A 26652-nucleotide genomic window follows, 5' to 3' on the forward strand; every position below is an offset into this window, starting at 1 on the left:
ATGGATAAAAATTGCCCTTTTTCCTAATAACTTTGTTTATAATGAAAAATAGAAATTGGGGAAAGGGAGATTAGCATTGAAGCCAACTATATATGATGTTGCAAAAAAAGCAAATGTTTCTATATCTACTGTATCGAAAGTATTAAACGAAAATGGAAGTATCAGTGAAAAGACAAAGAAACGAATTTGGGAAGTAATTGATGAATTACAGTTTCAGCCAAGTATTGCTTCTTCCGTTAAAAAGGCAATGAAAACAATTGGTTTGTTGATTCCTGATATTTCTAATCCTTTTATGGCTGAAGTGACAAGAGCAATTGAGGACAACGGTCGTAAAAAAGGGTTTAATGTCATTATATGTAGTACTGATAATGACAGTACCAAAGAAGATGAATATATTTCCATGTTGAAACAAAAATATGTTGATGGAATGATCATTGCAACTGGTTTAAAAAATAGGCGCGCTTTTCAACAATTAATTGAGAGTGATATTCCAGTTGTGATGCTTTCTCGTGATGTTCCTAATTTACCCATTCATATAGTAATGGTAGACGATTTTCAGGGTGGGTATGAAGCTGGTACTCATTTAGCACAGTTAGGTCATCGAAAAATAGCCATGATCGTAGAAAACATCAATATTCCTTCCATAAAAAACCGAGTAAAGGGATTTAAAGAAGGATTAAAAGCTTCTGGTCTATCTTCTGAAGATTTAACTATCCTATATAGTTCTTTAGATTTGGATGAGAGTGGACAAGTGTGCTTAAATTTATTGGAAAATCAAGAAAACAGGCCTACAGCCATTTTTGTTTCGACAGAGTTACTTGCTTTTGGTGTTTTCCGTGCAGCAAGAACTCTAAAGATACAAATCCCTAATGAGTTATCTATTGTAGGATTTGATAATAGTATTTTGGCAAAACTTAGTGACCCGCCATTAACGACTATCGCTCAACCTATAGAAGAAATGGGAGCCAAAGCAGTAGAGTTGCTTGTTGATGAAATTACCAATAAGAAAGAACAATCTAATAAAGTGATGCAACGGGTAGTTATGTCTCCTCTCTTGATTGTTCGTGATTCAACGGCTCCAATTTCTATGAATGAAAGATAAGATCTTCTCCATTTTCCAGGCATGATGTCAGTTTCACATCAGAACAGGATTTCATTCCATTTTACATAGAAAAGGGAGATGCCTTAAAAGAAATTTGTAAGCGCTGCACAGTTTGAAAACCAATGGAAGTTTTACTTTAGGATTATTGTTTCTTAGATTAATTTTACAGTTGTTTTGCCCAAGAGTTAATCACTTATAAATATAAGGGGAATTTCTATATGGAGAATATTTCAAATAAGGGTGTGCAATTGGATCATTTTACGAAAAAGAACCCAAAAAAGTTTTTGAAATTAATTACCACTGTATCAACATTTGGGGGGCTATTATTCGGATATGATACTGGTGTTATGAATGGTTCACTCCCATTTATGGCAAAGCCCGAACAATTAAATCTTACCCCTCTTACAGAAGGGCTTGTAGCAAGTTCTCTAACGTTAGGAGCTGCTTTTGGTTCAATTGTGGGAGGACAGTTATCAGATCGAAAAGGGCGCAGAAGTCTAATACTGTATCTCGCTATTATCTTTTTATTTGCAACAATGGGCTGCGTTACTGCACCCAATGCAACAGTAATGATTATTTTCCGCTTCATTCTAGGCCTTGCTGTCGGCGGTTCTTCGGTAATCATACCATCCTATCTTTCGGAAATGTCTCCGTCGGAACATCGGGGCAGGATGGTTACGCGAAATGAATTAATGATTGTTACTGGGCAATTTCTAGCTTATGTTTTTAACGCCATTATTGGAAATGCCTTTGGAGATACAGGACATGTTTGGCGTTATATGTTAGTTGTTGCAACTTTACCGGCAGTGGCATTATGGTTTGGAGTGGCTGTTCTACCAGAAAGTCCTCGATGGTTAGCCTCAAAAGGAAAAATGGCTGAAGCATTAAAGGTACTGCAAATGATTCGTAATGAGAGTATTGCACAACAAGAATTAAATGAAATAAAAACACATATTCAAGAATCGCAAAAAGTAGAAAAAGCATCACTAAAAGATTTAAGGGTACCTTGGGTTCGATATATGGTAGGAATAGGGGTTGTCGTTGGGTCAGTAGCTCAGTTAGTGGGAATAAATTCTATTATGTATTATGGAACTCAAATTCTTGAAAATGCTGGTTTTGGAACCAAGACAGCTTTGATTGCAAACGTAGCAAATGGTTTAATTGCCGTTATTGCTGTTATCGTTGGTATGTCCCTCCTTAACAAAGTGAATAGACGGACGATGCTGCTTATAGGTTTTACTGGTGTTACAGTGGTTTTAATAGCGATTGGGATTACTAATATTGCGCTAACTGATTCACCGATTTTACCATTTATCGTATTAACATTGACAGTAACATACTTAGCCTTTTTTCAAGGGTTTATTGGACCTTTAGGATGGCTCGTAATAGCTGAAATTGCCCCTGTTCGCCTACGTGGTCTTAGTATGGGGATCGCTACATGCTCCCAATGGATTTGCAATTTTCTAGTAGGACTATTGTTCCCTACTCTTTTAAGAATACTCGGACTATCAGGAACCTTTTTCTTATTTGCTGTGTTTGGATTTATTGGGATATTATTTGTTGCGAAAAACTTGCCAGAGACAAGAGGGCTGACATTGGAACAAATAGAGGATGAGTTTAGAGATAAATATGATGTAAATCAGAGTAAGGTTAGTAAAATAGGTTAAAGACCGTTTGTAAATGTGAGTATCCGGGCGTTTTGTATTATCAAGTACTAGAATCATATATAAATAATAATCTGAAAATTCAATCCACTCTGAAATATGGTAGAGTACTAGACTCTATAAAAGAAACATTAAATAAAATTAGTAACGAGGAGGAAGTAGTATGAGTAGAGAATATGGTTTATGTTTATGGACTTTTGGTGATATTTCTGTAGAAGAAAAGTGTAAATTAGCTAAGGATATTGGTGTAGATGGAGTAGAAGTTCAAGGAGATCTTACGCAAGATCCAGGGGAACTTGCAAATATCTTGTCTAGATACGGGTTAAAAGTCTTATCTGTTACACCTGATAATGTGGATATTTCCTGTGAAAATGAAGATATAAGACTAGAGGCAGTGGGCTACTTTTTAAATCTATTGGATTGGGCAAGCGATATAGGTGCAAAACGAATTTGTTTACATGGCGATGTGGGAAAAATAACCGGGAGTGGAGATCTCGCGAAGGATTGGGTGCTTCTTGTAGAAAGTTCCAGGGTAGTGATGAAGAAAGCCGAAGCTTTAAATATCGAAGTAGTGTTCGAAGTGTTAAATCGCTATGAGAACCATCAAATTATTACAAATCAAGAGGCCCTGAAACTACTTGATTCTGTCAATAGTCCGAATTTATCTATTCTTTTAGATGCTTATCATATGAATATTGAGGAAGCAGACCCTATTGATGCATTAAGAAAAGCAGGAAGTAAGTTGGGAGTTTATCATGTAGCTGATTCTAATCGTCAAGCTGTTGGAAATGGCCATTCTAATATAAAAGGTCAAGTTGAAGCATTACATGAAATTAATTATACTGGGCCGATCATTATGGAGATGACTGCAGAAGGCCCAAATCCGTTTACAGCAGTTAAAGGACCAGATTATCTTCAGGTTCTAACCGATTATTATAAAACTTCATTAGAAAAACTAAAGGTATGGGATACTTCGAAGGTAGAAATATAATCATTACATCACTATAAGATGACCACTATATCCCAAAATATAATAAGAGTATGTATCAATATTTAAGCAAAATAACACTAACTTTATCACTATATACCAAAAATACAATAAATTTTTTGTTAATTTGGAAAAATAAGAATTGAAATCCTCAATAGGAGTAGGTTACAATATAAGCATAGAGTAAGCGCTTACTCAGATAAAACAAATGGTCTCTTATTTAAAATATAATAATCCCATTCTCTTGTTTGGGTGAGCGCTTTACCACCAATCTATTAAAGCCAAAATGGATAATTGCAGAAAGGAGACAATATATGGTTGTACGTGGAGGGAGCCTTCTCGAAATTAAAGGAATTAAGAAAAGTTTTGCTCAAAACCATGTATTAAAGGGAATCGATCTTGACGTAAGACCGGGTGAAGTACATGTGCTGCTGGGGGAAAACGGTGCAGGTAAATCTACTTTAATCAAGATTTTAACAGGCGTGCATCAAAAGGACGCAGGAGAAATCTATTGGGAAGGGAGCTCGGTAACACTAAATAACCCAGTTGATTCCATGAAACTAGGCATTGCTACCATTTATCAAGAACTAAATGTCATTCCTGAACTGAAGGTCTATGAAAATATCTTTCTTGGAAGAGAATTAAAACACGGCGGAAAAATGTCCTTGCTTAACCATAAAGCAATGCGCAAAGAAGCTGAGCGCTGCTTGGAGATGCTTGGCCAAAGCCCGAAACTTGCAGATAAACAACTGGGAACACTTGGTATTGGACAGCAGCAGTTAGTTGAAATTGCAAAAGCAATCACGTTAGATGCCAAATTAATTATTATGGATGAGCCTACTTCCAGTTTAAGCGCCCAGGAAGTAGAACAGCTCTATAAAGTGGTCGAAGAGCTTAAGAAAAAAGGCATCGCCATTATCTTTATTTCCCATCGCCTTGAGGAAATTAAACACCTTGGCGATCGGATAACCATTCTCCGAGATGGATTTAAAATCGAAACTTTACCAGTTAAAACAACAGAAAGTGATTACTGGATTGAACTGATGGTGGGACGATCATTAGATGAAAAGTTTCCAAAGCAGTCCTTTACCCTTGGAAAAGAGGGCTTTCGTGTTGAAGATTTAATCGTAGCAGGCACGACCCAACCGGTTAATTTTTCAGTCCATTATGGAGAAATTGTTGGAATCTCTGGACTTGTAGGTGCGGGCCGTACAGAATTGGCCAGATCTATTTTCGGTGTTGACCACCATAAAGGCGGTAAAGTCTTTATTGACGGTCAGGAAATAAAGATTAAATCTCCACGCGACGCCATAAACGCAGGGATAGCTTTTATTACAGAGGATCGCAAAAGTGAAGGTCTACTACTCGACATGACACTTGACTTTAATATTGCTATAGCGAATATGGAAAAGTTTAAAGGCAGTACAGGTCTGCTGGATGTAAAAGAAATGCGTAAGGAAGCACAAAAGTATGTAAAAGAGTTAAAAATTCGTCCTGGTAACATTGAACTTCACTCCAGGAACTTGAGTGGCGGAAATCAGCAAAAGGTTGTTATTGCCAAGTGGTTATGCACACATGCGAAGGTATTTATCTTTGATGAACCGACAAGAGGGATAGACGTAGGGGCAAAAGTTGAAGTTTATCGCTTGATGAATCAGTTAGTTGAAAACGGTTCCATGGTATTGATGATTTCTTCGGACCTTCCTGAAATTCTTGGCATGTGTGATCGGGTATTAGTCATGAGTGAAGGGAAATTAACGGCAGATCTGCCGATTGAAGAAGCTTCGCAAGACCGAATAATGAAAGCGGCTACAGGAGGATGAGAAAATGAGTCAAGTTCAATTAGTGACAGAATCAGAAAAGAATCTTTCGGTGAACACAGATCCAAAAGAAAAGATCACTTTAAAGAAAATAATTGGTAAGCTGGGACCTCTATTAGCTCTTGTCATCTTGATTGTCATACTTACCTGCCTATCAGATAAGTTTCTTACCGTAAATAACCTTATGAATATAGCCAGTCAATCGGCCATCAATGCTTTAATGGCGCTTGGAATGCTTTTAGCAATCATAACAGCAGGGATTGACTTGTCAGTTGGTGCTATTCTTGCCGTATCGATCATGTTAATGGGAATCGTTACCGTTAACCTGCATATGAACCCATTTATTGGTGTCATTGTTTGTCTTGGTGTAGGTTCTTTATTTGGCTGGGTAAACGGACTGTTATTAACGAAGCTGCATTTACCGCATCCGTTTATCTCTACACTTGGTACACAATTCATCGGCCGCGGTATTGCTCTAATTGTAACCGCAGCCGCACCGATTGCTGGGTTCCCGGTTGCCATTCAATTTGCCGGAAATCAATTTGTTGGTCCGATTCCAGTCAGCTTTCTTCTTGTCATTGTTGTTTATGTACTGTTTCACATTTTCCTTACCAGGTCAAAGACAGGCCGCTATATCTATGCGATCGGAGGCAATAAGGAGGCTGCACGCTTGTCTGGTATTAATGTGGACCGAGTGCTTCTGATTGTTTATTCACTTAGCGGCTTAATGGCAGGACTTGCCGGATTAGTAATGGTAGGTCAAGTTAACTCCGCATTCCCACTAGCAGGATTAAACTATGAAACAAATGCCATTGCAGCTGTTATTATTGGTGGCGCCAGCTTTTTCGGCGGGGTTGGTACAGTTTCCGGCACATTAATCGGGGCGCTAGTAATTGCTGTCCTTCAAAATGGCCTTAACCTTCTTAACGTTTCCGCAGATGCTCAACTGGCGGTAATCGGATTGGTTATCATTGCGGCAGTGTATGTTGACGTTCTTCGTCAACGCAAAAGTAAGAAAAACTAATTCTGTGTGAAAAAGTTGATTCAAAAAAATATCATCAAAGAATAATGCTCGGGAGAATACGATTTCTTAAACTTAAATTTTAAGGGGGCAGAAATGATGAAAAAACTTAGAGGGATTTTAATGATGAGTGTATTAGGGGCCGGATTAGTAATGGGGGGATGCAGCAATTCGGCTTCTTCAGGGGCAAGCAAGACTGCTTCTGGTTCTAATAAGTCTGCTTCAAATGGAGAAGTAAAGGTCTCTGTTGTTCTTAAAGCTTTAAATAGTGAATATTGGAAGCTGGTTCAGCGTGGTGCAATGGATGCGGGTAAAAAAGATGGAGTTACTGTAGAAGTAATGGGGCCTAGTGCTGAAACGGATGTACAAAAACAAGTTACGCTGATTCAAGATCAAATTACCAATAATGTGAATGCTTTGGTTGTCGCACCTAGCCAACCCGCTACCGTACTTAATGTTCTTCAACAGGCCAATAGAAATAAGATTCCTGTCATTTTGGCAGATACAGATGCAAACTATTCTGAAAAAGTTAGTTTCGTAGGAACAGGAAATTTAGTGGCTGGTCAAGAAGGTGGAAAATACATGGCCAATAAACTTCATAAAGGAGATAAGGTAGCCATCATTCGTGGAGCTTTGGGTGATAAAACCCACGATGACCGGACCAATGGAGCAGAAAAAGCCCTGAAAGCCGCTGGTATTAATGTCGTGACGATTCAACCTGCTGATAGTGACAGAGCGAAAGCGATGAATGTAATGCAAAATATTCTTCAATCAAATCCTAAAATTAAAGCGGTATTCGTAACAAGCGAGGATATGGCATTAGGTGCATTACGTGCTGTTCAATCAAAAAACAGCAAAGTAATGGTTGTTGGGTTCGATGGAACATCAGAGGGACTAAATTCGATCAAAGAAGGCGGGCTGGATGCTGAGGTAGCCCAGGATCCGTATAAGATTGGTTATATGGCTGTAGATGCAGCGGTTAAAGCAATTCATGGACAGTCAGTTGACAAACGAATTGATTCCGGTGCTAATGTGATTACTAAAGAAAATGTGGATGAGTCACTTTCTAAGATTAAACAGTATGTAGGTAATTAATGGATCATACAATTTAAAAATGTTTGTGAAAGTTTTAAAATAAGCGGGAAATTTCGTTTTAAAAAAGAGATTCCAATATAGCATAGCATCACCCGGTAATCCTTTGTGGTAAAATAATACCAGAATAAGGATTATTAAAGGGAGTTTGGAAGAAAATGAAGCCTACGATCTATGATGTAGCTGAAAAGGCAGGGGTCTCGATTGCAACCGTTTCCAAGGTGATTAACGATACAGGCCGTATCAGTGAAGAAACGAGAAATAAAGTTCTGAAAATAATGAGGGAGCTTGAATATCAGCCAAGCAGTGTTGCTACTGCTTTAACAGGTAAGCAAACCTTTACAATCGGTGTTCTTGTTCCTGATATTTCAAATGCCTTTTTTGCTGAAGTTGCCCGTGCGTTGGAAAACAACGCCAGGGAAATGGGCTATTCCATTATTTTATGCAGTACGGATTACCAGATTGAACGCGAACATGATTATTTAGAATTATTACAAAAAAAACAGGTTGACGGGATTATTATTGCGACAGAGCCTGAAGATTGGAAGGCCTATAAAAGTCTTCAAAAAAGGGATATACCGCATTTAATGTTTTCTGTTGACAGCCTCCGTTTTTCATCACATATTGTAACAACAGATGATGTACGAGGGGGATATATGGCAGGAAGGTACCTCCTTGATATGGGGCATACAGAAATTGCTATAATCGCAGAGCAAAACCGGGCCAGCGGCAGAATGCGTCTTGAAGGCTTTAAAAAATCCCTGGCTGATGAAGGGGTTGTCTTAAAGGATGAATGGACTTTAAATGCCATGTCTAAAATAGACGACGCAAAAGCTGCAGCAAGGAAGATATTGCAATTGGAGAATAGGCCGACAGCAGTGTTTGCTTCAACCGATTTAATTGCGGCAATTTTTATCAAGGAAGCACGTAAGGCACGTATCCGCATACCAAATGATCTATCTATAGTTGGCTTTGATAATACGATTTACGCGGAATTAACCGAACCCGGCTTAACGACGATTGCCCAGCCAAAGCAGGAGTTGGCAAAATTTGCGATGGATCAGCTATTAAAGCTAATAAAAGACCCAAGGATCCCGCAGCAGCGAATTATGCTTTCACCTAGGTTGGTTGAACGTAAATCTGTAAGAAACTTAAAAAATCTTTAATGATGCCGATCGACTTTTCGGCGTGGGTATAGAGTAAGCGCTTAACCAAACATTACCTTTAATAAATCGGAGGAATCACAATGACATCATTAACAGTAGGAATAATTGGCGCAGGCCGGATTGGAAAATTGCATGTAGAAAATTTAAGAAAGATACCACAAATTCGCATTAAAAGTGTTTCAGATGTTGTAATTGATCATCTAGAGGCATGGGGGAAGGAAAAACAAATTGAAGTACTGACAAACAATTACCATGAATTGCTCGAAGATCCGGATATCCAAGCAGTTTTCATTTGTTCACCAACCAATACTCACGCAACAATCATTAAAGAAGCAGCACTTGCCGGCAAAGATATCTTCTGTGAAAAACCAGTAAGTTTTTCCGTAGAAGAAACAGAAGCAGCATTAGCTGTTGTTGAAAAAGCGGGAGTAAAGCTGCAAATTGGTTTTAACCGCCGCTATGATCCGAATTTCCGGAGAATTCAAACACTTGTAAAAGATGGTCAAATTGGTCAGCCGCATATTTTACGAATTACTTCCCGTGACCCAGAGCCGCCAGGTGTTGACTATGTGAAAGCTTCCGGCGGATTGTTTATGGATATGATGATCCACGATTTTGATATGGCACGCTATGTAATGGACAGTGAAGTTGTCGAGGTTTCTGCTGCCGGAGCAGTGCTGGTGGATCCGGCAATCGGTGAAGTTGGTGATATTGATACCGCTATCGTTACATTGAAATTTGCCAATGGTGCACTGGGAGTAATTGATAACAGCCGTCAGGCAGTGTACGGATATGATCAGCGCCTTGAAGTTTTCGGTGAAAAAGGGGCAGCACAAGCTGATAACAATCGTCCTACGACTGTTGAAGTATCAACAGTTGAGGCTGTTACGCTAGATAAGCCGCTTTACTTTTTCCTTGAGCGTTACAACCAGGCATATATTGATGAAGTTTTAGAATTTACTTACTCTATTCTTGAAAAGAAAGAAGTTGCCTGCACAGGCTTTGATGGCTTACAAGCGCAAAAAATCGCGAAAGCAGCAAAAGAATCGCTTGAAAAGGGTGCCCCAGTTCAATTAAATCTTGCAGCTCCAGTAATTTAATAGAAATGAAGAAATGATACTACGAACCTCCTAATAGTAGAGAAGCCATCCGTTTGATCTGATGCAGTTAGGAGGTTTTGTATTAACTTACAAGGCAATGAGACGAATAGGCCATTATTACTAAAAAGGCCATTATTGCTAAAACACAGGACAATGAATGATGGAGGATAAGACAATGTTTAACGCAAATCAAGTAAAATTGGCAATTGCCCCAATCGGCTGGACGAACGATGATATGCCTGAACTCGGCAGCGAAGTTACCTTCGAGCAATGCATAAGCGAAATGGCGCTTTCCGGTTTTTCGGGAAGTGAAGTGGGAAACAAGTATCCGCGAGATACAGAGGTTTTAAAAAAGACCCTTTCTTTAAGAGGATTAGAGATTGCAAGTGCTTGGTTTAGTTCCTTTTTAACATCAAAGTCATTTGAAGTAACTGAAAAAACTTTTATAGAACATCGTGATTTTCTTCATGAAATGGGTGCAAAAGTAATTGTTGTCTCAGAACAAGGCAACAGCATCCAGGGCCAAATGGAAACACCGCTATTTGCAAATAAACCTGTAAATACTGAAGAAGAATGGAAGCTCTTATCGGAAGGGCTGACTCGCCTTGGCGACCTGGCGGCTGAAAAAGGAATGAAAATTGTCTACCACCACCACATGGGGACAGGCGTGCAAACCACAACAGAAATCGACCGTTTAATGGAAGGAACCGACCCTGAAAAAGTATCCCTTCTTTACGATACAGGACATCTTGTATTCTCTGGCGAAGATCACCTGTCAGTGTTAAAAAAATACGTTGATCGGATCCATCACGTTCACTTAAAGGATGTCCGTTTGGAAGTCGTGGAAAGAGTACATAGTGAAAAAATGAGCTTTTTGCAGGCTGTTAAATCAGGGGTTTTCACCGTACCAGGAGACGGCGTCATTGATTTCAAACCGGTATTTGAGGTGCTAAGCGAAGCAAACTATAAAGGATGGTTTGTAGTCGAGGCCGAACAGGATCCGGCAATTGCAAATCCATTTGAATATGCAGTGAAAGCAAGGAAGTACATCCGGGAAACAGCCGGGCTGTAAAGGAAAGAAAATACCTCTCTAAGAAATAGTATTCGTGCAATTAGAAGTAAGGGCTGAGGAAGAACTCTTAAAGGGTTCTTCTTTGATGTGCTTGAGCCTTAATCTTCAAGTTAAATGACAATCTGTTGAAAAAAGTAAGGCTGGCATCTAGAATGTATTTGAACCATTAAATAAGTGTACAAGACAAGACGGAATAATGAAGAGTTCACTATACTAAAAAAATTTAATAACTAAGATAAGTTGGATAGTCCCAAAGGCTATTTAGTTTTAATTAATACCATATAAAGCGTTTACATCACTTTGAATAGGAGTGCTTATATTGGATTTAAATAAATACCTTTCTGGAAAAACTTCTTTGAATGATTATGTTCATCGTTTAAACCAAAATAATGCCTCTTTTCAAGTTCATTATTGGGGAGTCATGCCGAAACATTATGACAATCAATTACATAAACATTCCTTTTTCGAAGTGTGTTATGTAGTCGAAGGGGAAGGAACCTACATAGACGATCAAAGTACCTTTACACTTCAAGAAAATACACTTTTTTTATCGAGACCTGAAATTTTACATCAAATAAAAAGTGAAAAGGGCTTGTCTTTATTATATGTTGCCTTTGAACTAATTGAATCCGAATCGAGTGAAAGCTGGATCAAAATCATGGAGACTGCCAAACTATGCACCGAAGTAATTTTACATGATAAAGATGAAATGGAAACAGCATTATTATGGAAATCACTGCTTATCCAGGCAACAAAGCGGCAAAATGAGTTTTTTGAAGAAATGCTCTCCAATATTGCTTATTCTCTTATTCTCTCCATATTGCAGGATTTTGTTCCTGCTTTGAATAAGAGTAATCATAAACATGATCCCGAACAGCACTCCGTACTCCTTACGCAGGCGCAGTTATATATTCATGACAATTTATCAAATTCCTTGAAGCTTACGGAAGTAGCCAAACATCTACACATATCCGGAAGACATTTGTCTCGTGTTTTTGTATCTGAATTAGGAGTTAGTTTTTCAAAGTATGTTCAAGACGAACGAATAAAAAAAGCCATGATTTTACTCAAAAAATCGAATTTGTCGTTAAAAGAAATTGCTGAGGAAACGGGTTTTATGAATGTTCAATATTTTACCCGTGTTTTTACTTCCATGATGCAAATATCACCAGGAAAGTTTCGCTCTCTGTTTGTAGATCAAAATACAACTACATATTCGCATAGCTGACACCTCTATTATTATATTGGGGGTGTTTTTTTACGATTAAAATTTAATCATTTAAAGAAAGATGTCCTTAAAGTATAAAAACATGTCTCTATAATTTAATTACTATTCTGAATTCTTTTTATATAATTAGCTATGTAAACAAGGTCATGACAAGATCATAGAAGGTGATTCATTGGAAAATACAGACATGGGAAAATGAAAGCGAATTCTCCAAAAACAGGTTAATTTGTAAGATGTCCTTAAATGTAAAAACCAAACACTTTTATGCAATAAAGGATTCAGAAATACACAGCAATCAAAACAAGGAGGAAAATTCTATGAAATTATCATATGTAACAGATAGCTTAGGCCACTTGCCGTTTGAAAAAATGCTGGATACGGTGGCTGAAATGGGGATTGATACGATTGAGATGACAACAGGAGGTTGGTCACCGGCTCCACATTTGCGTTTAAATGAATTGCTGGAAAGTGAAGCAAAAAGAAGTGAATTTCTAGGCGAACTAGAAAAGCGGAATATTAAGCTTTGTGCATTGAATTGTTCTGGAAATCCTTTAGATCCAGGTGAACTTGGAAAAGAGCACAGAGAAGTAACAGAAAAAACAATGGAATTAGCCGGTTTACTTGGTGTTAAGAAGGTCATTATGATGAGTGGTCTGCCGGCAGGAAGCCCGGAAGATAAAATTCCTAACTGGATTACCTATACAGTAAGCTGGCCTCCAGTATTAAAAGATATTTTGGATTATCAATGGAATGAGGTAGCGATCCCCTATTGGAAAGAGTTAGTGAAAAAGGCTGAATCATGTGGTGTCGAAAAAATTGCCCTTGAAAATTTCAGTTCTATGCTAGTGTATAATCCGGAAACATTATTTAGATTACGGAATGCAGTTGGACCGATGGTTGGATTGAATTTAGACCCAAGCCATTTAATCTGGATGGGAGCAGATCCCATTTTGGCAGCCAGAGAACTGGGAGCAGCGATTCACCATGTTCATGGTAAAGATGTAAGAATTGAAAGACATTTATCAGCTGTTAATGGTGTATTGGAAACAAAAGAGGTTACGGATACAGCAAATAGAGCATGGAATTATGTGGCTGTCGGCTGCGGTCAAGATTTGCAATGGTGGAAAGAATTCTTCTCTGTTGTTCGCATGATGGGATATAACGGTGAAGTTTCACTAGAAATGGAAGATCTGACCATGTCCATTGAGGCAGGAATAAGAACATCGATAGATGCTTTAAAACAAACACTTAGCTTTTAATTTTACAGATATTTCTGAAAAATACTAAAAATTATTCAATTGAGAGGAGTTTTTACGATGTTAAATGGAGAGAAAAAGATTGAAAGACCACTACGTTGGGCGATGATTGGAGGCGGGCGAACTGGCCAGGTTGGTTATAAACACCGCATTGGGGCACTAAGAGATAATACAGCTTATCAATTGGTAGCGGGTGCATTTGATATCGATGCAGAAAGAGGAAAAGACTTTGGTGTTAATCTTGGTGTCGATGAGAATCGCTGCTATCCTGATTATAAAACAATGTTTGCAGAAGAAGCGAAACGGGAAGATGGTATCGAGGTTGTATCCATTGCCACTCCTAACGGAACCCATTATGAAATTACGAAAGAAGCATTGGAAGCCGGATTGCATGTTATTTGTGAAAAACCTTTGTTCTTTACTGTGGCAGAGGGTGAGGAGATAAAAGCCCTAGCAGAGAAACTAGGAAAAATTGTGGGAGTTACTTATGGTTTTTCTGGGAATCAGTTGCTGCTTCAAATGCGGGCCATGATTGAACAAGGTAAGATCGGTGATATTCGTGTGGTTGATTTACAGTACACACATGGTTTTAGTGCAACCGAACAAGGTGATAAAACAAATGCTGCCCAAAAATGGCGTGTGGATCCTAAGGTTGCTGGTCCAAGTTTTGTTTTGGGAGATCTTTCAACCCATACTTACTATATGTCCGAGCTGATTATGCCAAACATGAAAATTAAAAAATTATTATGTGACCGACAAAGTTTTGTTGGATCCCGTGCTCCTTTAGAGGATAATGCTTTTGTTTTGATGCAATATGAAAACGGAGCAGTAGGAAGACTATGGACATCTTCTATCAATGCAGGATGTATGGACGGCCACAGAATTCGCATTGTCGGATCTAAAGCAAGCCTAGAATGGTGGGATAGCAAACCAAATGAACTTAAGTTGGAAGTTCAGGGAGAACCTATTCAAACTTTAATACGTGCAATGCCTTACTTGGATGAAACATGTAATGCTGATGAGCGTTTGGGAGCATTGCATCAAGAAGGTTTAACCGAATCTTGGGCAAATATTTATCTGAAATTTGCCATTGCCATTGATGCAAAAAATCGCGGGGATGAGGAAACATTGAAAAATCTGGTATACCCTGATATTAATGCTGGAATTGAAGGTATTCGCTGGATTGAAAACTGTGTTCGTTCTGCAGACAACGGATCCGTTTGGGTAGAATATGAGAATAAAAAACCACAGCTAGTCTAAAAAAAGGTTAAACAGCTTCGTTATATGAAGAGATTCAACTGAATGTATTATAAGGCCGGGGGGCAATTACCATAGATTGTTCCTCGGTCAGATAAAATATATTTTTTTACCTCATATCCTGAGACTTTCCTTATTGAATTGTGCCAATGCAGGAATCTGTCTTTTAGTTAAAAATCTCATGTCATCTACAATAATTAACATTAAAAATTATGAACCCCCGAAAACCACAACATCGCATTTCAAAATTACAGTACCACTTTAGGTTATATTATGAGAAATATAAATAGAATCAGTTTGATTCAAAATTGAGTAAAGTGAAAGCGTTTTAAATGGATCCCGAATGAGCAAGGATCTTTATGGGAGTCTATTATTCCAACCTGACTTAATCAAGGAATCTGGGATAAGAAATTTGTTAAAAACAATTAGACAAAGGGGAAATTTAACATGCAAAATCTCAAAGTTTCTGATATTCCAGTTCAACTGGAACATGAGAAGAAAAAGAACCCAAAAAAGTTCTTGAAATTAATTACTACTGTATCAACATTTGGGGGGCTATTATTTGGATATGATACAGGAGTTATTAATGGAGCACTTCCATTTATGGCTAAACCTGACCAATTAAATCTTAATGCTTTTACAGAAGGGTTAGTAGCGAGTTCATTAATCTTAGGTGCTGCTATGGGGTCATTAGTGGGAGGCCGATTATCAGATAAAAAAGGGCGCAGAAGCCTAATCATGTATCTAGCTATTTTATTTTTATTTTCAACATTAGGCTGCGTTATTTCACCCAATGCATCAATCATGATTATTTTCCGCTTTTTGCTGGGGCTTGCTGTCGGTGGTTCTTCAGTCATAATACCATCCTATCTTGCGGAAATGTCTCCATCGGATCGGCGGGGCATGATGGTTACTCGAAATGAATTGATGATTGTAACTGGGCAGTTTCTAGCTTATATATGTAATGCAGTCATCGGAAATGTCTTTGGTGATACAGGACATGCTTGGCGTTACATGTTAGTAGTTGCAACATTACCAGCTGTGGCTTTATGGATTGGAGTGGTTATTTTACCAGAAAGTCCTCGATGGTTGGCATCAAAAGGAAAAATGGCTGAAGCACTAAAAGTGCTTCAAATGATTCGTAATGAGGGTGTAGCACAACAAGAATTAAATGAAATAAAAGCACATATCCAAGCAGAGCAAAAAATAGAAAAAGTGACGCTAAAGAATTTAAGGGTACCTTGGATCAAACGTATTATCTTCCTAGGGGCTATAATTGGGGGAGTATCCCAGTTAGTTGGTATAAACTCTATTATGTATTATGGAACACAAATTCTAGAAAATGCTGGTTTTGGAACAAAAACAGCTTTGATTGCAAATGTAGCAAATGGATTAATCGCCGTTATTGCTGTTATAGTTGGTATGTCTCTCACGAACAAAGTCAACAGACGGACAATGCTGCTTACAGGGTTAACTGGTGTAACAGTTGTTCTTATTACGATCGGTATTTCTACTTTCGCGCTTGCTGGTTCACCGGCCTTGCCATTGGTAGTTTTATCTCTGACAGTCCTATATTTAGCCTTCTTCCAAGGAGCAATTGGTCCTTTAGGGTGGCTCATTATTGCTGAAATTTTCCCTGTTCGTTTCCGTGGTGCTGGTATGGGAATTGCTACATTGTTTTTATGGCTTTGTAATTTTATAGTAGGTCTATTTTTCCCTACACTTTTAAAGGTTGTCGGACTTTCAGGAACATTTTTCTTATTTGCTGTGTTTGGGTTCATTGGGGTAGTGTTTGTAGCGAAAAACTTGCCAGAGACAAGAGGGCTTTCATTAGAACAAATAGAGGACAACTTTAAAATGAGAGCATAGAAAAAATAAATGAATAACTGAATCGCGGAGATGGTCTAGAGGACTACTCCGCGTTTTTTTATGCTTTTTTTTATGAGATTATTAATAAAATTACCTTACTTTTTTTCGCTTAAAGCACACATACTTTCATAAAAAATGATTCGTGCCTCTCCATATTGATCCATTGACTTTTTAAAAGATGGTATTGTATGTTTAATGAATTTAATTATTCTTTTCATCATGATTTCCCCCTGGGAATTAGTTTAGTTTAATTTAATTTTGTACCTCGTGAGTCCCTTTAGCAATCGTGATGAAAACGAAAACATGTATTAAAAAAACGCTAACATTCATAATGTAAGCGTGTAAAATATGAATTATCTCAATATTTCTCTTTTTTTTCATGTTCAATAAAAAACGCTCGTACATGGTGTTCAGAGAATATTTACCGTGCTATTGTATAAAATGTTCGAATAGTTCCAAAAAAATAGACCATTACATTTGAGTCTGTATGAAATATACTATATTTAATAATGTTAAATTAGTGTTTACAATTGGTGAGAGGTGAAAAAATGAATTTCTATATTCCAAAGGTAGAACCGGGCATCAAGTCAAAAAAGGGATTATATTTCTATGAACCTTCCGCTTTAACGAAAGAATTATATAATTATGTCCTATGGGGCGGTGAATATATAGTAGATGTTCCCTACAGCATTAAGCGTGATTACATGAATTCCTTTATCATTTTTTATATAAAAAAAGGATCGATGCATTTCCACTATCTTGACCAATCATTTGTAGCCTCGAAAGATGATATTGTTCTTCTAGATTGTAAAGAAAATAATAACTACTATGCAGCGGAAGAAACGACCTTCCAATTTTTTCACTTTACAGGTAGTCACACGCAAGTTATGTATAAAGAGTTATACAAAAGAAAGGGGTGTATTTTTAGACTGCCGACTGAACAAAATAATATTCCAAATATTTTATCACTTATAGCGTCGAACCAGGAAATAGACTTTAAAATATCTTTAGAAATTTATAAACTGCTTGGTAATTTAGTAGAAAGTACCCGTAATACGTTTGAAAACAGAGATACAAATGGGACAAAAGCAGTGCCAACCGAAATTCAAGCCGTACTGTCTTATATAAGTGAGAATTACTCATCTAAAATTACCGTCGACCAGCTGAGTGAAATATCCAATATAAGTACCTATCATTTTTGTCGTACGTTTAAAAAGTATATAGGAACCAGCCCTCACCAATATGTACTAAATTACAGATTGATCCAAGCTAAGAATCAATTGGTGGAAACCAATCTTTCAATCGAGCAAATAAGCATGGATTGCGGATTTAATAGTATTGGCCATTTTATTAAAGTGTTCTCCCAATCTACTGGGGGCATAACTCCTGGAAAGTTTAGAAAACTTTGTTTTTAATTACATATTTTTAAAAAATATCCATTTATGTGGGTATTTTTTTGTTAAATCTTGATACACTTCTAAAAGTTTAGCAAGAAATGATAATTAGATAGCAATTTTTTATAATACATCGATTCTTCATAATCTATAAAATAGGAACTAATCAATATCTCTTTGTGAACATATGACTGAACACTCTTGTCTGCAGACGATAATTGGAGTGAAATCCACTAATAAGAGAGGGAGGATATATTATTTCGGGTTTTTACGCTATTCATAAAACAACCGGTTAAACAGTCCTACTTTTATAAGGAAGAAGGTTATACGATGGGAAATAAAAAAATTTCATGGGGGATTGCTCCAATTGGTTGGCGCAATGATGACATTCCTGAAATTGGGGCAGAGAATACATTGTCCCACTTACTAAGTGATATTGTAGTAGCAGGCTTTGAGGGAACAGAAGTTGGTGGCTTTTTTCCAGAACCTAAAGTATTGAACAAAGAGCTTCAACTTCGCAAATTAAAAATTGCAGGACAATGGTTTAGCAGTTTTATTATTCGAGACGGTGTGGAAGAAGCCTCTAAAGCTTTCCATAAACATTGTGAGTATTTGAAAGCGGTTAATGCAGCTGTTGCTGTCGTATCAGAACAAACCTATAGTATTCAAGGTATAGATAAAAATGTTTTCAATGAAAAACCATACTTCACAGATAAAGAATGGGCTCAGTTATGCCAGGGACTAAATGAATTAGGAAAAATTGCTGAAGAATATGATTTGAAGCTAGTTTTTCACCATCATATGGGGACGGGCGTACAAACATTAGCAGAAATTGATCGTCTTATGGAAAACACTAATCCTAATCACGTTCATTTGCTGTATGATACCGGCCATATCTATGTATCCGATGCTGATTATATGACTCTATTAAATAAACATCTCAATCGCATCCATCACGTTCATTTTAAAGATGTGCGTCAAGCGGTAAAAGAACAATGTGAAAAAGAAGGAAAGTCCTTCTTACAATCCTTTTTGGCAGGAATGTTTACAGTTCCTGGTGACGGCTGCATTGATTTTACAGAAGTATACAAGAAGCTTCTCGGAACGAATTATTCAGGCTGGATTGTCATTGAAGCAGAACAAGACCCCTCAGTTGCACATCCGTTGGAGTATGCGTTGAAAGCCCGTAATTATATTAATGAAGAATTAATTCCATTAGAAATTGGTTCATTAATAAAAGCTTAAAAAAAAACGAACCCTGGGGAGGGAGAACATGAGTAATCAAGCGATTGAAAAACCACATGATTACGAAAAAGCTTTAAAAAAGATTACGGTTATATCCACATTTGGGGGACTTCTTTTTGGATATGACACCGGTGTTATTAACGGAGCATTACCTTTTATGGCAAAACCTGACCAGCTAAATCTGACACCGGTGACGGAAGGTTTCGTTACAAGTTCATTACTTTTTGGAGCTGCGCTTGGATCCGTATTTGGTGGGCGTTTATCCGACCGTTTTGGCCGCCGCAAAATGATTCTAAATCTCGCTTTACTATTCTTTATTGCAGCCATTGGATGTACGCTTTCACCATCTGCTGGTGTTATGATCGTCTTCCGATTCTTGCTGGGTTTAGCCGTAGGGGCTGCATCCGTTATGGTGCCATCCTTTTTAGCGGAAATGTCTCCGGTTGAGAAGAGGGGAAGGATGGTTACCCAGAACGAATTAATGATTGTTTCCGGTCAATTGTTAGCGTTTGTATTTAATGCCATCCTTGGAAATACGCTTGGCGAAGGAGCTTCACATGTTTGGCGTTACATGTTAGTGATTGCGTCACTTCCGGCTGTGGTCTTATGGTTTGGAATGTTAGCGGTTCCAGAGAGCCCGCGTTGGCTTGCATCAAAAGGAAAACTGGGGGATGCACTAAGAGTCCTTAAAGAAATACGTGAAGCAAACCGTGCCGAATCGGAACTTGATGAGATTAAAAATAATATTTCTCAAGAGTCAGGGGTTCAGCATGCAACATTTGGGGATTTAAATGTGCCGTGGGTCCGCCGGATAATCGGGATTGGAATTGGGATTGCGATTGTGCAACAAATAACGGGTGTTAATTCCATCATGTATTATGGCACTCAAATTCTTCAAAAATCAGGTTTTTCAACCAATGCAGCACTAATCGGAAATATTGCTAATGGTGCCATCTCAGTATTAGCAACTTTTGTCGGTATCTGGCTTTTAGGAAAAGTCGGTCGACGTCCGATGCTTATTGCTGGATTGACGGGAACAACGGCAGCTCTTGCCTTAATTGGGGTATTCTCGTTAGTACTTAAAGGATCACCAGCGCTTCCGTTTGTAGTTCTTAGCTTGACAGTTACCTTCCTAGCATTCCAGCAGGGTGCTATTTCTCCGGTAACCTGGTTAATGTTATCTGAAATCTTCCCGCAAAAATTACGCGGTCTTGGAATGGGTGTTACGGTTTTCTGCTTATGGATCACAAACTTCCTTGTTGGGCTATTTTTCCCAATATTACTAAGTGCAGTGGGCTTATCGATAACCTTCTTCATTTTCGCTGTGTGTGGAATTGCCGCCATTATATTTGTGAATAAAATCTTGCCAGAGACAAGAGGAAAGTCACTTGAGCAGTTAGAAAGTTATTTCCGTAACTATGAACAAGAAAGTCATAAACAAGCTTCCAATCAATAATCTTATAAAACAATGATTGAATTGTGAATTAACTAAAAAATGAAAGCGCCATCTAGATGTATCACATTAAATTCGTAAATATAAAGGAGAGTATCAACATGACTTTAAGATTTGGTGTAGTAGGAACAGGTGCAATTGGCAGAGAGCATATTGATCGAATTACAAATAAATTATCCGGAGGGAAAATTGTAGCAGTAACAGATGTTAATCAAGAATCTGCAAAACAAACGGTTGAAACCTATCGATTAGATGCTGTCGTTTATCCAGACGATCGAGCACTAATTGCCGATGCGAATGTGGATGTCGTCATTGTTACAAGCTGGGGGCCAGCACATGAAGCAACAGTTGTAGCTGCAGTTGAGGCTGGTAAATATGTTTTTTGTGAAAAACCGTTAGCGACTACTGCGGAAGGCTGTATGAGAATCGTGGAAGCAGAAATGAAACAAGGTAAAAAATTAGTTCAAGTAGGCTTCATGCGCCGTTATGATAGTGGATATGTTCAATTAAAACAAGCCATTGATAACAATGAAATTGGTGAGCCATTAATGATTCGTGCGGCACACCGTAATCCAACTGTAGGCGAAAATTATGTGACGGAAATGGCTGTAGTAGATACATTAATCCACGAAATTGATGTACTTCACTGGCTTGTAAATGATGACTATAAATCTGTTCAAGTTGTTTTTCCAAGGAAAACAAAATACTCACATGAAAAGCTGCAAGATCCACAATTATTTACAATCGAAACAGTTGGCGGGATTGTGATGAATGTGGAAGTGTTTGTAAATTGTAAATATGGCTATGATATTCAATGTGAAATCATTGGTGAAGATGGTATTGCAAAATTACCTGAATTCTCCAGTATCGTGATGCGAAAGGATGAAAAACTTAGCACAAGCATCTTAAATGATTGGAAATACCGTTTTATGGATGCTTATAATGTCGAAATCCAGGACTTTATTGATTCCATTAATAAAACTGGCGAGCCTCAAGGACCAACATCATGGGATGGCTATATTGCGCAAGTAACAGCAGATGCATGTGTTCAAGCCCAGCAAACAGGTCAAAAGGAACCGATTATTCTTCGAGAAAAGCCGGCATTTTATAGTGAGAAGCAGCTTCAAGAGGCTTAATTCTTTTAAAACAAATGATAAGTAAATCACCCTTGAGTGTAAAATTAACTATATCCCTATGGAGATGATACCGATGAAATTATGTTTTAACGAAGCTACTACACTGAAAAACTCTAATCTAGCTAAGGATTTGGAATACTGTGAAAAACATGGTTATGATTCTATCGAAATTCGTACCATGGACAAGTTGCCTGAGTATCTAAAAGACCATACAATTGATGAACTCGCAGAATATTTCCAAACCCATCATATTAAGCCGCTTGCATTTAATGCTCTTGTATTTTTCAACAATCGGGATGAAGAGGGCTATCAGGCCATCATTGAAGAATTCAAAGAAATGATGGAATTAGGTAAAAAGATTGGTGTTCAGTATGTGGTAGCAGTGCCATTGGTTACTGAACAAAAGATTCTGAAACAAGATATTAAAAACAGTTGTGTAGAAGTCTTAAAAGAATTATCTGACATTGCTCAAGGCTATGGCATTAAAATCGCCGTTGAATTTGTTGGACATCCGCAATGTACGGTCAATACTTTTGGGCAAGCTTACGATATTGTGGAGACAGTTAATCGTGAGAATGTCGGATTAGTTCTTGATTGTTTCCACTTCCATGCGATGGGATCAAAAATGGAAGACCTGAAGAACGCAGACGGCTCGAAAATCTTTATCTTACACATGGATGATACAGAAGATTTCCCAATTGGATTCTTAACAGATGAGGATCGAGTATGGCCTGGATTAGGTGCAATTGATTTAGATGGCATTTTATCAACATTGAAGGAAATTGGTTTTTCAGATGTTGCGTCTGTAGAATTATTCCGTCCGGAATATTATCAATTAGACGCAGAGGAGGCCATTAAGGTTTCTAAAGAAACAACAGTAAAAGTAGCTTCAAAGTATTTTGAATTTGATACCATTGCAGTTGGATAACTGAACAAGCAAAAGTTTTAAATTGTAGATAGTAGTAACTCGACACGTAAAAGTGTGTACTGCACCCCAAAGTAGGGCAACTTACCTTAATCAAAATACTGCAACATTCATATGTAGCGGCAAAAAATAAACGAGGTCAGTGTTATAGGTATATATTGGTAATGATATAACAAATAGTAATAGTATTTAGTATACATTTTGCTACTTATTTTATATAGTGATGGATTAGAAAACAGCCCTTTTCATTCTGAAAAGGGTTGTATTAGTTAAAAATGTTTAAGTTTTAGTATACTTATCAGCTATATATTTACATTGCACTCCACTTTCCTTCACACTATACCGATTAGTCGGGGTCATTCGGTTTATACCATTCTTCTTAAATTATGAGAATTTTGCAAAAGAACCGTCCCCATGCATCATCCCATGCATCAACCAACATTTTGAATTGGCGTTGCGCCTGATCGGCGGCGTTCAAGTTCTAAGTCCATTTCTGCCCGTTTATCATCGAGTTTGTAGGGAATCAGGGTGATTCCGATCAGTATACAGATGACTAGTGGTATCCAGATAAAGCTTATTTCAATATAATTTAAAGCGGTTGCAGTTTGTTTAGCATTCGGAATATAACCGCCCATTTTCAAAATAACTCCTACAAGTGCACTCCCAAGGCCCAAGCCTAAATGTAGGAGGTTTTTGATTTCAAAAACAAAAAATGAAAAGGTTAGAATGTATTCGAGAAATGATATTTAATTATCATCTACATGAGCTCTAAGGTACCAAAATGTAACGACATGGTTTGCCAATCTTTATAAAAGAATAGTCCGAGGGTACCCAATTTCATTTTCTGTGGTGTAGCGTGCGATGCATGGGTGGCTAACGGATACGTTTAGTTCAACAAGCAGTATAAAGGATCTTCGACTGGAAGAACCTTTATACTATATAAGACCTATTTACATAAAACCATTTTAAGAAACTTTCTTTAATTCCTCTGTTAATCGTATGAATTCTGCTTTATTTTTATCTCTTAAGGACAGGTCGATTTTCTTTTGAATTTTCTCTTTTCGGAAATCACGCAGGGCTTTGTCTAACACCATTTCAGCAAATAGAGAATCCATGACATTAACTTCAGGTTGTGGTGAATTAAGCAAATTCTTTTCCATAAGAAATCAACTCCTTGATCTTTTTTCTATTATACTAATAATTTTCTGACTATTCAAACATTTAAAATTGGTAATTTGAGAGAGAAACAAAATGAATCTACATATTTGGTTACGAATCAATTCATGAGTATGGAGAAACAATGTGTTGGCCGGTCTGTATCCGGAAATTCGTAACAACCCGTTGCTGCTAGTAACCTTGCTGGGAAATGAATTTACAGGTTCCACTAGTGTTCCCGCACAAATGGCCTGGTCGCTTAGTATAGCAGGTATCTCTGCTGCCCAGGCGAGTAAAGCGTTGGGCACATATTACCAAGGGAAAATTAACATGCATGATTTTATGGTTCTAACTTTGGGCGCTTTTCCCGTTTTTAGCGTAGAGCAATCCATCTTCGCTCTGCAGGAGCAAGGAAAAATCGCATCTGAAGCGGACCTGGAAAATTAAGGACGACAATCCGCCGTACGCAGCGTAACCATTGCAAATGGCGATACTTGTGCGGCTGTATTTTAGCGATACCACAGATACTCCTTTGAAGATGGTCCAAACACTGCAAATTGCGGGATATTCGGACAAGGAAGAGGTACTTTCCGCATTAGCAACAGTTTTCCCTGGATCCAGCGCTGACGACCATATGGCAGCCATTCAGGAGACGTACGGAAACTAAAGCAGAAAAGAGAAAAGAGGAGAGCTATGAATCTATCAAGCTATGTAGTGGAGAACGCTGCCTATCAGGCGTGGTTGCTACGCCTTGCGTTTCCACAAGCATTACCCGCTTCCTTGGCGCATGAAATTTTGAGATTTTACTCCGGTTTATCCCCTGAGCAATTGGGGCAAGTCCTAAAACACAGCGATCCGACCCCTGTGTTTACGGAGTTATCCCCTGAGCAATTGGCTGTAACATATTTATCCGCCGACGTGGGATACACGCAGCCAGAGCAAGTAGCCCAGGCACTTTCCGTTTCCGGTGTCTTTCCAAAAATGAGAACAGCTTTGGACGTAGCGGAAGTACTCTATTCCCCTACGGTCTTCCCAACATTGGAAAAAGAGTCCATGCGTCCTGCGTTGAAAGCCGCAAATTTGCCGGAAGACGGTATCAACGAAGCGATCTCCAAGCTGTATTCATCCGTTGAGTTGAATCCGCCGGAAACGTCTCCCGGACTACATCCGCTTAAAAATGAGAGTTTTTTCAGATCTGACCATGTCATCGTGAGCAACGGACGTTCAGTTGCGTTCCGATTTCCTTTGAACGATGACCAGATGAGAAACGGCCATACTATCGCTGCATTCACTGGTCTAGTATCACGAAACGGAAATCAGGAAAGATACCCTCCCATCAGTCTGAGAATAAACAAACAATTGGTGACTATAGCTGGAGCTGGCTTCAACCCCCATCGAGTGGAATTTTTCCTTCCTGCTTCCTGGTTAAACGGTAAAAACGTAATGGAACTACAGGCGGCTCCAGATCTCAGGACGTTGTTCTGGTTATATCGAATGGAAGTTGTTCACTACAAGTATTCTTAGGATACGGCTTTTGTGTACACCTCCGAATTTCTTTTCTCTACCAATATTTTAATAATATTTTCAAAACATATATCAACATATATGTCATTATATATTATATGTTGATATATAAATTATCTTTAACTTTGTTGACTATTCCATCATTATTATTAAAATATACTTTTATAGATATTTACTGTTGGAAAAATTTAACATTATTTTTTCTTAAACATCTTTATCTTTCATATACTGATCAGCTAAAAAGACATATCTTGGGTTTTATTTGGAGGCCAACTCACCAAGTTTTGTTCAAAATTATTAAAAAACCAAAGAAAAAAGCCATTCGTTTCTCTATTAGAGGCGAATGGCTTTAAATAATAATTGTATGTTCTCTGATCATAGAGAGCAGCGACAATCCCGTGTACCGCGACCAGCCAAGCACGGCCTTGATATGAATTTGCTCTGTAAACATCAACAGAACTTTTTGGTACAGTAATATTTATTTCATATTCCTTTAGTATGGTTAAGGGTGAGTCAATAAAAGATAGGTATTGAGAGATTCTATGAACCAAGTAATACTCAAGTTCAACTGACATTATCTTGGGTTGGCAGCGATCCTATTATTTTCCGATATTCTTAATTTCTATAAGTTAGGACAGGAGGATATGGAAATCCTTATTATTCTGCAGCAGTAAAAAGCATGTTGGAGAGCTGGCACAACTTTAGATATGTTAAATAATGAACATGAGTTTTGTATGTCCAATTTCAAAGATATGTTGAATCAAAACAACTAGAATGTCACTAAATGTAAAAAACTGAAGAATTAATAGTTTAACTTTTAAAAGTATAGGACTTTGAAAGGTTTTGGACGTTTTTGAAAGATTTTGAATGAAAGTGATTGATTTTTGTTAATCTCTTAGATAGAATTTAATTATAGAAATTGAAGTGATTTCTTTGGAAGAATAAGTTTAATGGATAGCTTTAAAAGGGAGATGCTGTTTTTAGGATCTAAAAACTGTGCAAACATAGGGAATTTTTAAAAAAACAGATACTTGATGAATCATATTGTTATTGAGATTTAGGAGTTGAAGACATTTGTTTATGAATACATATGTGAAATTAGGATAGTTAATATCTAGAAAAATACTTTAAAAACAATCAAAAACATTCAAAAACATTCAACGAAAAAGGGCAATACCTATATAT

23 protein-coding genes are annotated in these 26652 nt (G+C 37.8%); 21 read left to right on the forward strand and 2 right to left on the reverse strand.

The features are described 5' to 3' along the window. The first annotated feature begins 76 nt into the window (after window positions 1-76). The 18 genes from J7E77_RS10475 (at window position 77) to iolI (ending at window position 22791) form a co-directional block, all read left to right on the forward strand. Entirely contained in the window at window positions 77-1102 is a 1026-nt protein-coding gene (locus J7E77_RS10475; RefSeq protein WP_214714053.1) for a LacI family DNA-binding transcriptional regulator, read from the forward strand. Between the two features lie 218 nt (window positions 1103-1320). Then, entirely contained in the window at window positions 1321-2769 is a 1449-nt protein-coding gene (locus J7E77_RS10480; protein ID WP_214714055.1) for a sugar porter family MFS transporter, read from the forward strand. 160 nt (window positions 2770-2929) lie between these two features. Further along, window positions 2930-3757 carry a sugar phosphate isomerase/epimerase family protein gene (locus J7E77_RS10485; protein WP_214714057.1) on the forward strand — a complete coding sequence of 276 codons (828 nt, stop codon included), beginning with the start codon at window positions 2930-2932 and terminating at the stop codon, window positions 3755-3757. Between the two features lie 311 nt (window positions 3758-4068). Beyond that, window positions 4069-5577, forward strand: coding sequence for a sugar ABC transporter ATP-binding protein (locus J7E77_RS10490; RefSeq protein WP_214714059.1), 1509 nt, complete (start codon window positions 4069-4071; stop codon window positions 5575-5577). A gap of 4 nt (window positions 5578-5581) precedes the next feature. Then, the gene (locus J7E77_RS10495) at window positions 5582-6598 is read left to right on the forward strand and encodes an ABC transporter permease (protein ID WP_214714061.1); all 1017 of its coding nucleotides are present in this window, start codon (window positions 5582-5584) and stop codon (window positions 6596-6598) included. 96 nt (window positions 6599-6694) lie between these two features. Continuing rightward, complete coding sequence (locus J7E77_RS10500; RefSeq protein ID WP_214714063.1) at window positions 6695-7690, forward strand: sugar ABC transporter substrate-binding protein; 996 nt, start codon at window positions 6695-6697, stop codon at window positions 7688-7690. A 155-nt stretch (window positions 7691-7845) separates the two neighbouring features. Next, window positions 7846-8853, forward strand: coding sequence for a LacI family DNA-binding transcriptional regulator (locus tag J7E77_RS10505; RefSeq protein WP_214714065.1), 1008 nt, complete (start codon window positions 7846-7848; stop codon window positions 8851-8853). An 80-nt stretch (window positions 8854-8933) separates the two neighbouring features. Next, window positions 8934-9953: an inositol 2-dehydrogenase gene (gene iolG, locus J7E77_RS10510; protein WP_214714068.1), complete on the forward strand. Its 1020-nt coding sequence runs from the start codon at window positions 8934-8936 to the stop codon at window positions 9951-9953. 175 nt (window positions 9954-10128) lie between these two features. Beyond that, on the forward strand, window positions 10129-11025 hold the full coding sequence (gene iolE / locus J7E77_RS10515; RefSeq protein WP_214714070.1) for a myo-inosose-2 dehydratase: 897 nt from the start codon (window positions 10129-10131) through the stop codon (window positions 11023-11025). A gap of 319 nt (window positions 11026-11344) precedes the next feature. After that, complete coding sequence (locus J7E77_RS10520; protein WP_214714072.1) at window positions 11345-12253, forward strand: AraC family transcriptional regulator; 909 nt, start codon at window positions 11345-11347, stop codon at window positions 12251-12253. 317 nt (window positions 12254-12570) lie between these two features. Further along, window positions 12571-13512, forward strand: coding sequence for a sugar phosphate isomerase/epimerase family protein (locus J7E77_RS10525; protein WP_214714074.1), 942 nt, complete (start codon window positions 12571-12573; stop codon window positions 13510-13512). Between the two features lie 57 nt (window positions 13513-13569). Next, window positions 13570-14769, forward strand: coding sequence for a Gfo/Idh/MocA family protein (locus J7E77_RS10530; RefSeq protein ID WP_214714075.1), 1200 nt, complete (start codon window positions 13570-13572; stop codon window positions 14767-14769). A gap of 444 nt (window positions 14770-15213) precedes the next feature. Further along, window positions 15214-16635, forward strand: a complete 1422-nt coding sequence (locus tag J7E77_RS10535) for a sugar porter family MFS transporter (protein ID WP_214714077.1) — start codon at window positions 15214-15216, stop codon at window positions 16633-16635. Between the two features lie 548 nt (window positions 16636-17183). Then, window positions 17184-18050 (forward strand): helix-turn-helix domain-containing protein, encoded by an 867-nt coding sequence (locus J7E77_RS10540; protein WP_214714079.1) that lies wholly within the window; start codon window positions 17184-17186, stop codon window positions 18048-18050. 309 nt (window positions 18051-18359) lie between these two features. Next, window positions 18360-19274: a myo-inosose-2 dehydratase gene (gene iolE, locus J7E77_RS10545; protein ID WP_214714081.1), complete on the forward strand. Its 915-nt coding sequence runs from the start codon at window positions 18360-18362 to the stop codon at window positions 19272-19274. A 28-nt stretch (window positions 19275-19302) separates the two neighbouring features. Then, window positions 19303-20730 carry a sugar porter family MFS transporter gene (locus J7E77_RS10550; protein WP_214714083.1) on the forward strand — a complete coding sequence of 476 codons (1428 nt, stop codon included), beginning with the start codon at window positions 19303-19305 and terminating at the stop codon, window positions 20728-20730. Between the two features lie 98 nt (window positions 20731-20828). Continuing rightward, complete coding sequence (gene iolG / locus J7E77_RS10555) at window positions 20829-21863, forward strand: bifunctional inositol 2-dehydrogenase/D-chiro-inositol 1-dehydrogenase (RefSeq protein WP_214714084.1); 1035 nt, start codon at window positions 20829-20831, stop codon at window positions 21861-21863. 73 nt (window positions 21864-21936) lie between these two features. After that, on the forward strand, window positions 21937-22791 hold the full coding sequence (gene iolI / locus J7E77_RS10560) for a sugar phosphate isomerase/epimerase family protein (RefSeq protein WP_214714087.1): 855 nt from the start codon (window positions 21937-21939) through the stop codon (window positions 22789-22791). A 428-nt stretch (window positions 22792-23219) separates the two neighbouring features. Here iolI and J7E77_RS10565 read toward each other — a convergent pair whose 3' ends face one another. After that, entirely contained in the window at window positions 23220-23462 is a 243-nt protein-coding gene (locus J7E77_RS10565; RefSeq protein WP_251026897.1) for an MFS transporter, read from the reverse strand. A 291-nt stretch (window positions 23463-23753) separates the two neighbouring features. After that, on the reverse strand, window positions 23754-23948 hold the full coding sequence (locus tag J7E77_RS10570) for an IDEAL domain-containing protein (protein ID WP_214714089.1): 195 nt from the start codon (window positions 23946-23948) through the stop codon (window positions 23754-23756). A gap of 145 nt (window positions 23949-24093) precedes the next feature. Here J7E77_RS10570 and J7E77_RS10575 point away from each other — a divergent pair, with 145 nt between their 5' ends. From J7E77_RS10575 to J7E77_RS10585, 3 genes are read left to right on the forward strand one after another with little or no spacing between them, the layout of a single operon-like run. Then, a complete protein-coding gene (locus J7E77_RS10575; protein ID WP_214714091.1) occupies window positions 24094-24390 on the forward strand; it encodes a hypothetical protein in 297 nt (98 codons plus the stop codon). Between the two features lie 31 nt (window positions 24391-24421). Next, a complete protein-coding gene (locus J7E77_RS10580) occupies window positions 24422-24610 on the forward strand; it encodes a hypothetical protein (protein WP_214714093.1) in 189 nt (62 codons plus the stop codon). Window positions 24611-24636: 26 nt separating this feature from the next. Next, on the forward strand, window positions 24637-25467 hold the full coding sequence (locus J7E77_RS10585) for a hypothetical protein (RefSeq protein ID WP_214714095.1): 831 nt from the start codon (window positions 24637-24639) through the stop codon (window positions 25465-25467). The last annotated feature ends 1185 nt before the right edge of the window (window positions 25468-26652 follow it).

This window comes from Bacillus sp. ISL-77 (assembly GCF_018613105.1).

Excerpts from the sequence above, each read along its gene's own strand:
- J7E77_RS10480 (WP_214714055.1), top strand. The coding sequence starts at position 1,321 with ATGGAGAATATTTCAAATAAGGGTGTGCAATTGGATCATTTTACGAAA.
- J7E77_RS10485 (WP_214714057.1), top strand. The coding sequence starts at position 2,930 with ATGAGTAGAGAATATGGTTTATGTTTATGGACTTTTGGTGATATTTCT.
- J7E77_RS10490 (WP_214714059.1), top strand. The coding sequence starts at position 4,069 with ATGGTTGTACGTGGAGGGAGCCTTCTCGAAATTAAAGGAATTAAGAAA.
- J7E77_RS10495 (WP_214714061.1), top strand. The coding sequence starts at position 5,582 with ATGAGTCAAGTTCAATTAGTGACAGAATCAGAAAAGAATCTTTCGGTG.
- J7E77_RS10500 (WP_214714063.1), top strand. The coding sequence starts at position 6,695 with ATGAAAAAACTTAGAGGGATTTTAATGATGAGTGTATTAGGGGCCGGA.
- J7E77_RS10505 (WP_214714065.1), top strand. The coding sequence starts at position 7,846 with ATGAAGCCTACGATCTATGATGTAGCTGAAAAGGCAGGGGTCTCGATT.
- iolG (WP_214714068.1), top strand. The coding sequence starts at position 8,934 with ATGACATCATTAACAGTAGGAATAATTGGCGCAGGCCGGATTGGAAAA.
- iolE (WP_214714070.1), top strand. The coding sequence starts at position 10,129 with ATGTTTAACGCAAATCAAGTAAAATTGGCAATTGCCCCAATCGGCTGG.
- J7E77_RS10525 (WP_214714074.1), top strand. The coding sequence starts at position 12,571 with ATGAAATTATCATATGTAACAGATAGCTTAGGCCACTTGCCGTTTGAA.
- J7E77_RS10530 (WP_214714075.1), top strand. The coding sequence starts at position 13,570 with ATGTTAAATGGAGAGAAAAAGATTGAAAGACCACTACGTTGGGCGATG.
- J7E77_RS10535 (WP_214714077.1), top strand. The coding sequence starts at position 15,214 with ATGCAAAATCTCAAAGTTTCTGATATTCCAGTTCAACTGGAACATGAG.
- J7E77_RS10540 (WP_214714079.1), top strand. The coding sequence starts at position 17,184 with ATGAATTTCTATATTCCAAAGGTAGAACCGGGCATCAAGTCAAAAAAG.
- iolE (WP_214714081.1), top strand. The coding sequence starts at position 18,360 with ATGGGAAATAAAAAAATTTCATGGGGGATTGCTCCAATTGGTTGGCGC.
- J7E77_RS10550 (WP_214714083.1), top strand. The coding sequence starts at position 19,303 with ATGAGTAATCAAGCGATTGAAAAACCACATGATTACGAAAAAGCTTTA.
- iolG (WP_214714084.1), top strand. The coding sequence starts at position 20,829 with ATGACTTTAAGATTTGGTGTAGTAGGAACAGGTGCAATTGGCAGAGAG.
- iolI (WP_214714087.1), top strand. The coding sequence starts at position 21,937 with ATGAAATTATGTTTTAACGAAGCTACTACACTGAAAAACTCTAATCTA.
- J7E77_RS10570 (WP_214714089.1), bottom strand. The coding sequence starts at position 23,948 with ATGGAAAAGAATTTGCTTAATTCACCACAACCTGAAGTTAATGTCATG.
- J7E77_RS10585 (WP_214714095.1), top strand. The coding sequence starts at position 24,637 with ATGAATCTATCAAGCTATGTAGTGGAGAACGCTGCCTATCAGGCGTGG.